9 protein-coding genes and 1 tRNA gene are annotated in these 9,251 nt (G+C 60.1%); all 10 read left to right on the top strand.

Annotated elements, in window-relative coordinates; genetic code table 11:
* Nucleotides 1-201: 201 nt before the first annotated feature.
* The 10 genes from truA to QN377_RS22585 all read left to right on the top strand — a co-directional run bounded on the left by truA (nucleotide 202) and on the right by QN377_RS22585 (nucleotide 9,250).
* Nucleotides 202-1,026: a tRNA pseudouridine(38-40) synthase TruA gene (truA, locus tag QN377_RS22630; protein ID WP_095002438.1), complete on the top strand. Its 825-nt coding sequence runs from the start codon at nucleotides 202-204 to the stop codon at nucleotides 1,024-1,026.
* 56 nt (nucleotides 1,027-1,082) lie between these two features.
* A complete protein-coding gene (locus QN377_RS22625) occupies nucleotides 1,083-1,706 on the top strand; it encodes a phosphoribosylanthranilate isomerase (protein WP_095021363.1) in 624 nt (207 codons plus the stop codon).
* A gap of 268 nt (nucleotides 1,707-1,974) precedes the next feature.
* Nucleotides 1,975-2,895, top strand: a complete 921-nt coding sequence (gene accD, locus QN377_RS22620; protein WP_095002440.1) for an acetyl-CoA carboxylase, carboxyltransferase subunit beta — start codon at nucleotides 1,975-1,977, stop codon at nucleotides 2,893-2,895.
* Nucleotides 2,892-4,199, top strand: coding sequence for a bifunctional tetrahydrofolate synthase/dihydrofolate synthase (folC, locus tag QN377_RS22615; protein ID WP_322213125.1), 1,308 nt, complete (start codon nucleotides 2,892-2,894; stop codon nucleotides 4,197-4,199). The genes accD and folC overlap by 4 nt, the downstream gene beginning before the upstream one ends.
* A complete protein-coding gene (locus tag QN377_RS22610; RefSeq protein ID WP_095002442.1) occupies nucleotides 4,183-4,809 on the top strand; it encodes an SPOR domain-containing protein in 627 nt (208 codons plus the stop codon). Before folC ends, QN377_RS22610 begins: the two co-directional genes overlap by 17 nt.
* A 106-nt stretch (nucleotides 4,810-4,915) precedes the next feature.
* Nucleotides 4,916-5,473 carry a CvpA family protein gene (locus QN377_RS22605; protein WP_322213124.1) on the top strand — a complete coding sequence of 186 codons (558 nt, stop codon included), beginning with the start codon at nucleotides 4,916-4,918 and terminating at the stop codon, nucleotides 5,471-5,473.
* A gap of 41 nt (nucleotides 5,474-5,514) precedes the next feature.
* Nucleotides 5,515-7,020, top strand: coding sequence for an amidophosphoribosyltransferase (purF, locus tag QN377_RS22600; RefSeq protein WP_095002444.1), 1,506 nt, complete (start codon nucleotides 5,515-5,517; stop codon nucleotides 7,018-7,020).
* Between the two features lie 72 nt (nucleotides 7,021-7,092).
* A complete protein-coding gene (locus QN377_RS22595) occupies nucleotides 7,093-8,304 on the top strand; it encodes an O-succinylhomoserine sulfhydrylase (protein WP_322213123.1) in 1,212 nt (403 codons plus the stop codon).
* 8 nt (nucleotides 8,305-8,312) lie between these two features.
* A complete protein-coding gene (locus QN377_RS22590) occupies nucleotides 8,313-9,080 on the top strand; it encodes an SDR family oxidoreductase (protein ID WP_153400341.1) in 768 nt (255 codons plus the stop codon).
* Between the two features lie 97 nt (nucleotides 9,081-9,177).
* Nucleotides 9,178-9,250: transfer RNA gene (locus QN377_RS22585), tRNA-Val, on the top strand.
* Nucleotide 9,251: the final 1 nt, after the last annotated feature.

The raw sequence follows: 9,251 nt of genomic DNA, 5'->3' as shown, positions 1-9,251 counted from the left end.
AGATGTGTATAAGAGACAGTTCGCGAGCAGGCTCGCTCCCACAGTTGAAATGTCCTTTGGCAGCTGCTACGAAGCCTGGTTTGTCTGACGTTCCGGTGAAATGTTTCATGGCGTCTTGCCGGGTGCGCCCTATAATGGCCGCCTTTGCGTTTATGAGCAGGCTGCAAGTCCTTGGCAAATATAGATAACCCGGCCGCTGAAATGGCCGCGGAAGGTTTTTACCGAATCGCCCTTGGGGTGGAATACAAAGGTTCGCGCTACAGCGGCTGGCAGCGCCAGGCCAATGGTGTGCTGACCGTCCAGGAAACCCTGGAAAACGCCCTGTCCAAAGTGGCCGCCTCACCGGTCTCCCTGATGTGCGCCGGGCGTACGGATGCCGGTGTGCATGCCTGCGGGCAGGTGGTGCATTTTGACACCCGGGCCGAGCGCTCCCTGAAAGCCTGGGTCATGGGCGCCAATATCAATTTGCCCCATGACATCAGCGTCACCTGGGCCCAGGTCATGCCCGCGCACTTCCATGCCCGCTTCAAGGCCATCGCCCGGCGCTACCGCTATGTGATCTACAACGATCAGATCCGGCCGGCCCATCTGAATCAGGAAATCACCTGGAACCACCGCCCGCTGGATGTCGAGCGTATGGCCGAGGCAGCTCGACACCTGTTGGGCGTGCATGATTTCAGTGCCTTTCGCGCCGGACAGTGCCAGGCCAAATCCCCGATCAAGGAAATGCACCATCTGCGCGTGACCCGTCACGGCAACATGATTGTGCTGGATATTCGTGCCAGTGCCTTTCTGCACCATATGGTGCGCAATATCGCCGGGGTGCTGATGACTATCGGCACGGGCGAGCGGCCGGTGGAGTGGATCAAGGAAGTGCTGGAGAGCCGCGAGCGGCGCTCGGGCGGTGTGACGGCCCATCCCTACGGCCTGTATCTGGTGCAAGTTGAATACCGCGACGAGTTCCAGTTGCCGGAACGTTACATTGGTCCACATTTCTTGACCGGTTTTAGCGGCCTGGACGGCTGACGCCCGGATAAGCATTTGTTACCATCCGGGGCTTTCGCGTTCGGGGTGTTATCGAGATGTCCGTTGTTCGCAGCAAGATCTGCGGTATTACCCGCATAGAAGATGCACTGGCTGCGGTCGAGGCCGGGGCTGACGCCATAGGCTTCGTGTTCTACGCCAAGAGCCCGCGGTCAGTCACGGCCGCGCAGGCGCGGGCCATTATTGCCGCCTTGCCGCCTTTCGTGACTTCGGTGGGGTTGTTCGTCAATGCCAGCGCCTGTGAGCTGAACGAAACCCTGGATGCCGTGCCGCTGGATCTGCTGCAGTTTCATGGCGATGAAACCCCGGAGCAGTGCGAAGGCTATCACCGTCCTTATATCAAGGCGTTGCGGGTCAAGGCCGGTGATGACATCGCCGGTGCCTGCAAGGCCTATGCAGGGGCCAGCGGTATTTTGCTCGATGCCTATGTTGAAGGTGTACCGGGTGGAACTGGTCAGGCATTTGACTGGTCTTTGATACCTCAGGGTTTGCACAAGCCGATTATCCTGGCCGGCGGCCTGACGCCCGACAACGTTGCAGACGCCATCGCCCGGGTACAGCCTTACGCCGTGGATGTCAGTGGCGGCGTTGAAAAGAGCAAGGGCATCAAGGATCACGACAGGATTCGTGCCTTTATGCGGGCAGTGCGCACGGCAAACTGATGCGGATGTGACGGCTGGCACTCTGCCGCCGTCCATCAATACCGCTCTGCGAAGCAGGCGGGCCCGGTGAGAAGACGGGCAGAAATTTAAGTGGCGGCCGCTCTGGTGCGTGCTGTCGGTAAGGCTGAGGGTTGCAGGGTTTTGCTGGTTTGCCGAGTGCGGACCGCGGTTCCGGCAATTATCGCCACACACCTGATTAATTTAGCTCAAGGGCATACACGGGGCCTGAACTGAACTGTTCTGGCCACCGGTACTGGAGAAAGAAAGCATGAGCAACTGGTTGGTAGACAAGCTGATTCCTTCGATCATGCGTTCCGAGGTCAAAAAGAGCTCGGTACCTGAAGGCCTGTGGCACAAATGCCCGTCCTGCGACGCTGTGCTTTATCGTCCGGAGCTGGAAAAGACCCTGGACGTTTGCCCGAAATGCAATCACCACATGCGTATCGGCGCCCGCGCCCGCATTGATATCTTCCTGGACGCCGACGGCCGTGCCGAACTGGGTGCAGACCTGGAGCCGGTTGACCGTCTCAAGTTCCGTGACAGCAAGAAGTACAAGGACCGTCTGGTCGGCGCGCAAAAGCAGACCGGCGAAAAAGACGCCCTGATCTCCATGAGCGGTACCTTGCTGGGCATGCCGGTGGTGGTATCGGCCTTCGAGTTCTCCTTCATGGGTGGCTCTATGGGTGCCATTGTTGGCGAGCGCTTCGTGCGTGCGGCCAATTACGCCCTTGAACACCGCTGCCCGATGATCTGCTTCGCAGCCTCGGGCGGTGCGCGGATGCAGGAAGCCCTGATCTCCCTGATGCAAATGGCCAAGACCTCGGCGGTACTGGCGCGTCTGCGTGAAGAAGGCATCCCTTTCATCTCGGTACTGACCGACCCGGTATACGGCGGTGTTTCGGCCAGCCTGGCGATGCTGGGTGACGTGATCGTGGCTGAGCCTAAGGCGCTGATCGGTTTTGCCGGTCCGCGTGTTATCGAGCAGACCGTTCGCGAAAAACTGCCGGAAGGTTTCCAGCGCAGCGAGTTCCTGCTGGAGCACGGCGCCATCGACCTGATCGTTGCACGTCAGGAGCTGCGTCCGCGCCTGGGCAACCTGCTGGCGCAAATGATGGGCTTGCCGACACCGGTGTTCGTGGCCGCGCCTGTTGAAACCATCGTTGTCCCGCCGGCACCTGCGAACCTATGACCCAGCGCACCCTTGGCGAGTGGCTCGCCTATCTTGAGCAGTTGCATCCATCGGCCATCGATATGGGTCTGGATCGCGCACGCGAGGTAACGAACCGCTTGGGGCTGCAAAAGCCTGCGCCTCGGGTGGTGACGGTGACGGGTACCAATGGCAAGGGCTCGACCTGTGCGTTTGTGGCTTCGTTGCTGCAGGCGCAAGGGCTCAAGGTGGGGGTTTACAGTTCGCCCCACCTGCTGCGCTATAACGAGCGCGTACAAATTGAGGGTGTTGAAGTCTCGGACGAGCTGCTTTGCGAGGCCTTTGCGGCCCTGGATGCAGGGCGCGGCGAGACATCCCTTACATATTTTGAAATGGGTACGCTGGCAGCCTTCTGGTTGTTCGAGCGTGCCCAGCTGGATGCCGTGGTGCTGGAAGTCGGCCTGGGCGGGCGCCTGGATGCGGTCAATCTGGTGGATGCCGACCTGGCGCTGGTGACCAGTATCGGTGTCGATCATATTGAGTATCTGGGCAACACCCGCGAATCCGTGGGCTTTGAAAAGGCCGGGATTTTCCGTGCCGGCAAGCCGGCCCTGTGTGGCGATCTGAACCCGCCGCATACATTGCTCGACAAGGCTGCAGAGCTGGGTTGCCCGCTGTTTCTGCGCGGTCGTGACTTTGATCTGGCCAGTACCGATCAGGTCTGGCATTGGCGTGGTCAGGATGCCCGGGGGCAATTGATCGAGCTGCGCGATATTCCGCTGCTGGATCTGCCGATGGAAAACGCGGCGCTGGCCGTGCAGGCCTATGCGTTGACCGATCTGCCCTGGCAGCCGGAGCGCATTGTCGCGGCGCTGGCAGGTACTCGCATCACGGGGCGCCTGGATCGTCGCCAGTTCAGCTGGAAGGGCAAGCCCTTGCATATACTGCTGGATGTAGGGCACAACCCCCATGCCGCCGAGTATCTGGCGCGGCGCCTGGCGCAGCGGCCGGTGGCAGGCAAGCGCCTGGCGGTGTTCGGTTTGCTGGCCGACAAGGACCTGGATGGCGTAGTGTCACAACTGACGGGCTCGGTCGCGCATTGGGCAGTTGCGCCGCTGGATACCCCGCGCACGCGCCCGGGCGCTGAAGTCGAGGCCGCGCTGCAGGGTTTTGGGGCGGCTGTTTCGGCTTATGCCAGCGTGGAGCAAGCGCTTGAGGCACAGTGCGAACGGGCCACGACTGACGACGAAATCCTGTTGTTCGGATCATTTTATTGTGTTGCCGAAGCGCTCGAGTGGTTGGAGCGGCGTGCCGCGCAGGAGGCTGCAAATGGCTTTGCTGGATAAGGCGTACAAACAAAGGATGGTGGGTGCCCTGGTGCTGGTGGCGCTGGCGGTTATTTTTCTGCCGATGCTGTTCTCCCGGCAGGACGAGCTGCGTCAGATTGAGGTGGATGCACCGAGCGCCCCTGAAATGCCGGTAATGCCGCAGGTCAAGGTCGAGCCGGTTGCCGTGCCTGAGCCTCAGGTGATCCCTGAGGAACCGGCTCCGGTTGAGCAGCCGGTTGTCGAGCAGCAGGCACCAGCCCCGGTCGCACCGGTCGTGGCAAAGCCTGCAGTGGCTGCGCCCAAGCCTCCGGCTGTCACGCCGGCGCAAACCGTTGCCCAGGCACCGGCCAAGCTGGACACCACGCAAAAGCGTGTTGATCCCAATGGCTTGCCAATCAGCTGGTCGGTGCAACTGGTGAGCCTGTCCAATCGGGCCAGTGCTGATAACCTGCAAAAAACCCTTCGCAATCAAGGCTATAACGCTTATGTGCGATCTTCCGGCGGGATGAACCGGGTTTTTGTCGGCCCATTGCTGGAGCGTGCAGAGGCCGATCGCCTGCGCGATTTGCTTGGCAAGCAGCAAAACCTCAAGGGTTTTGTGGTGCGCTTCCAGCCTGAACGTGGCTGACAGCGTAAAAAGGTTCAATCTGATTGCACAAGCACGGATAAATCGCCTTACCTGAGCGGCGGCGCTCTGCTAAAATGCGCCGCCTCATCTATCCGTAGGCTGAACTGTGCCATTTACCTGGGTTGACTGGGCGATCGTTGCAATCATCGCCATCTCCGCTTTGATCAGCTTGAAGCGCGGCTTCGTAAAAGAAGCATTGTCGCTGTGCACCTGGATCATTGCCGGGGTCGTTGCCTGGATGTTCGGCGGTTCGCTGTCGCAATACCTCTCCGGATACATCGAAACACCTTCCGCCCGCGTTATCGCAGGGTGCACCATCATGTTTGTGGTCACCTTGCTGGTAGGCGCAATGATCAATTTTCTTATCGGCGAACTGATTCGCGTCACCGGCCTGTCCGGGACCGATCGTTTTCTCGGCATGGCTTTCGGCGCTGCGCGTGGCGCATTGCTGGTGGTCACTGCGGTCGGGCTGTTGAGCCTGGGGCCGGTACAGCAGGACTCATGGTGGCAGGAGTCACGGCTCGTGCCACAATTTCTATTGGTTGCCGACTGGTCCAAAAACCTCATTCTGGGGTGGAGCAGTCAGTGGCTGGCCAGCGGAATCAGCGTACCCGCTGACATTCCGTTCAAGGAGCATCTCTTGCCGGCTACCCAGCCCAAGTGAGTGGTGTTCAGTTCAGATCCATTAAGTAGGGGTTGCGTCGCATGTGTGGCATCGTCGGTATCGTCGGTAAGTCGAACGTCAATCAGGCGCTGTATGACGCGCTAACCGTCCTCCAGCACCGCGGCCAGGATGCTGCCGGTATTGTGACCAGCCATAATGGCCGGTTATTTCTGCGCAAGGACAACGGGCTGGTTCGTGACGTCTTTCATCAGCGTCATATGCAGCGCCTGGTCGGCAACGTGGGCATTGGCCACGTGCGCTATCCAACCGCTGGCAGCTCGACTTCAGCTGAAGCCCAGCCGTTTTATGTCAACTCGCCGTATGGCATCACCCTGGCGCATAACGGCAACCTGACCAACGTTGAACAGCTGGCCAAGGAGATTTACGAATCTGATTTGCGTCACGTCAACACCAACTCCGATTCGGAAGTGTTGCTTAACGTTTTCGCTCACGAACTGGCGCAGCGCGGCAAATTACAGCCGACTGAAGAAGACGTGTTTGCTGCCGTGACTGACGTGCACAACCGTTGCCGTGGCGGTTACGCCGTGGTTGCGATGATCACCGGTTATGGCATCGTCGGTTTCCGCGACCCGAACGGCATTCGTCCGATTGTCTTCGGTCAGCGTCATACCGACGAAGGCGTCGAGTACATGATCGCCTCCGAGAGCGTTTCCCTGGATGTACTGGGCTTTACCCTGATCCGCGATCTGGCGCCGGGTGAAGCGGTTTACATCACTGAAGACGGCAAGCTGCATACCCGTCAGTGTGCGGTAAACCCGAAACTGACCCCGTGCATCTTCGAGCACGTGTATCTGGCGCGCCCGGACTCGATCATCGACGGTGTGTCGGTGTACAAGGCCCGTCTGCGCATGGGCGAGAAACTCGCCGAGAAGATCCTGCGTGAGCGTCCTGAGCACGATATCGACGTGGTGATCCCGATTCCGGACACCAGCCGCTGCGCTGCACTGGAACTGGCCAACCATCTGGGCGTCAAGTTCCGCGAAGGCTTCGTGAAAAACCGTTACATCGGTCGTACCTTCATCATGCCGGGCCAGGCTGCACGTAAAAAATCCGTGCGCCAGAAGCTCAACGCCATCGAACTCGAGTTCCGCGGCAAGAACGTGATGCTGGTGGATGACTCGATCGTGCGCGGTACCACCTGCAAGCAGATCATTCAGATGGCCCGCGAAGCCGGCGCCAAGAACGTTTACTTCTGCTCGGCGGCCCCGGCGGTTCGTTACCCGAACGTGTATGGCATCGACATGCCAAGCGCTCACGAACTGATCGCCCATAACCGCAGCACCCAGGAAGTGGCCGAGCTGATCGGCGCCGACTGGCTGATCTATCAGGATCTGCCTGACCTGATCGACGCTGTCGGTGGTGGCAAGATCAAGATCGATGCGTTCGATTGTGCAGTGTTTGACGGCAAGTACGTCACCGGCGATATTGACGACAACTACCTGGAGCGAATCGAGCGTGCGCGCAACGATGCTTCCAAGGTGATTGCCCAGGGCGTCGGTGCGACGATAGGCTTGTACAACAACTAAGTGTTCACCAAACCGGCCCTGATGGGCCGGTTTGCGTTTATCCAATACAAAGTAGAGCAAGGAGTGGGCAGCATGAGTCAGGATTGGGATGCGGGTCGGCTGGACAGCGACCTTGAGGGCGTAGCGTTCGACACCCTGGCGGTGCGTGCTGGCCAGCACCGTACGCCGGAAGGTGAGCACGGTGATGCAATGTTCCTGACCTCCAGCTACGTGTTCCGCACAGCGGCAGACGCGGCAGCGCGGTTCTCGGGCGAGGTGGCAGGCAATGTTTATTCGCGTTACACCAACCCCACCGTTCGTGCTTTCGAAGAGCGCATCGCCGCCCTTGAAGGTGCCGAGCAGGCTGTAGCCACGGCGACGGGCATGGCAGCCATTCTGTCGGTGGTGATGAGCCTGTGCAGCGCCGGCGACCATATCCTGGTCTCGCGCAGTGTGTTCGGTTCGACCATCAGCCTGTTTGAGAAGTACTTCAAGCGCTTTGGCGTGCAGGTCGATTACGTGCCGTTGGCCGAACTGGCTGGCTGGGACGCGGCGATCAAGTCCAACACCAAGCTGCTGTTTGTCGAGTCGCCGTCCAACCCGCTGGCCGAGCTGGTCGATATCGCCGCGCTGGCTGAAATCGCCCACGCCAAGGGTGCCTTGCTGGTGGTCGACAACTGCTTTTGCACGCCAGCCTTGCAGCAGCCGCTGAAGCTGGGTGCAGACATCGTGGTGCATTCGGCAACCAAGTTCATCGATGGCCAGGGTCGTTGCATGGGTGGGGTAGTGGCCGGTCGTGGCGAGCTGATGAAAGAAATCGTCGGTTTCCTGCGTACCGCCGGGCCGACTCTGAGCCCGTTCAATGCGTGGATCTTCCTCAAGGGTCTGGAGACCCTCAACCTGCGCATGCGCGCTCACTGCGCCAGTGCCCAGGCCCTGGCCGAGTGGCTGGAGCAGCAGGATGGCGTAGAGAAGGTTCACTACGCCGGTCTCAAGAGCCATCCACAGTACGAATTGGCCCAGCGCCAGCAGCGCGGCTTTGGTGCCGTGGTCAGTTTTGAGGTCAAGGGCGGCAAAGAAGGCGCGTGGCGCTTTATCGACGCGACACGTCTGATCTCGATCACTGCCAACCTGGGTGACAGCAAAACCACGATTACTCATCCGGCGACCACTTCCCATGGTCGCCTGGCACCGCAAGAGCGTGAAGCGGCCGGTATTCGTGACAGCCTGATCCGCATCGCCGTAGGCCTGGAAGATGTCACTGACCTGCAAGCCGACCTCGCACGAGGCCTGGCCGCGCTGTGACCGACTGGATGCTCGAGGCGCCGGTAAGCGGCAATGGCCGTGTAGCACTGGTCACCGGTGCTGCGCGGGGCATTGGCCTGGGCATTGCAGCCTGGCTGGTCAGTGAAGGCTGGCAAGTGGTGCTCAGCGACATTGACCGCGCCCGGGGCACAAAAGTGGCCAAGGCGCTGGGCGACAGTGCCTGGTTTGTGCGCATGGATGTGTCGGTTGAAGACGATGTCATCCAGTGTGTCGCGCAAGTGCTGGGGCAGTTCGGACGGCTGGACGGGCTGGTGTGCAACGCCGCGATTGCGGACCCGCACAACACGCCCCTGGAAAGCCTCGATCTGGAGCAGTGGAACCGCGTGCTGGCGGTCAATCTCACCGGGCCGATGTTGCTGGCCAAGCATTGTGCGCCGTATCTGCGTGCCCATTGCGGGGCGATCGTCAACCTGGCTTCCACCCGTGCGCGCCAGTCGGAGCCTGATACCGAGGCTTACGTGGCAAGCAAGGGCGGGTTGCTGGCATTGACCCATGCGCTGGCCATCAGCCTTGGCCCGCAAATCAGGGTCAATGCTGTAAGCCCGGGCTGGATCGACGCCCGTGATCCATCTGTAAGGCGTGCAGCGCCGTTGACGGACGCCGATCACGCTCAGCACCCTGCTGGCAGGGCAGGGGTTGTGGAGGACGTTGCCGCGATGGTTGCCTGGTTGTTGTCGCGCAACTCCGGTTTTGTCACGGGTCAGGAGTTTGTGGTGGATGGCGGCATGAGCAAGAAGATGATCTATGGCGATTAAGGCCAGGCCACTATTTTTGCTTGTTTTGAAAAAAACCAATCTTGTCCTTGACTTAGCTTCGATAGGTGCGTAAATTTCGCGGCCTCAACGAAGCAAAGGGTGATTAGCTCAGCTGGGAGAGCATCTGCCTTACAAGCAGAGGGTCGGCGGTTCGATCCCGTCATCACCCAC

Origin of the sequence: Pseudomonas sp. CCC4.1, from assembly GCF_035019225.1 — a bacterium.
Lineage (GTDB): Bacteria > Pseudomonadota > Gammaproteobacteria > Pseudomonadales > Pseudomonadaceae > Aquipseudomonas > Aquipseudomonas bubulae.
Note: the sequence above shows the minus strand (reverse complement) of the source record. Positions and strands in the feature narration are given on the sequence as shown.

Bases quoted from the DNA above. Each gene is read 5' to 3' on its own strand.
- truA (WP_095002438.1), top strand. From the start codon at position 202: ATGGCCGCGGAAGGTTTTTACCGAATCGCCCTTGGGGTGGAATACAAA.
- QN377_RS22625 (WP_095021363.1), top strand. From the start codon at position 1,083: ATGTCCGTTGTTCGCAGCAAGATCTGCGGTATTACCCGCATAGAAGAT.
- accD (WP_095002440.1), top strand. From the start codon at position 1,975: ATGAGCAACTGGTTGGTAGACAAGCTGATTCCTTCGATCATGCGTTCC.
- folC (WP_322213125.1), top strand. From the start codon at position 2,892: ATGACCCAGCGCACCCTTGGCGAGTGGCTCGCCTATCTTGAGCAGTTG.
- QN377_RS22610 (WP_095002442.1), top strand. From the start codon at position 4,183: ATGGCTTTGCTGGATAAGGCGTACAAACAAAGGATGGTGGGTGCCCTG.
- purF (WP_095002444.1), top strand. From the start codon at position 5,515: ATGTGTGGCATCGTCGGTATCGTCGGTAAGTCGAACGTCAATCAGGCG.
- QN377_RS22595 (WP_322213123.1), top strand. From the start codon at position 7,093: ATGAGTCAGGATTGGGATGCGGGTCGGCTGGACAGCGACCTTGAGGGC.
- QN377_RS22590 (WP_153400341.1), top strand. From the start codon at position 8,313: ATGCTCGAGGCGCCGGTAAGCGGCAATGGCCGTGTAGCACTGGTCACC.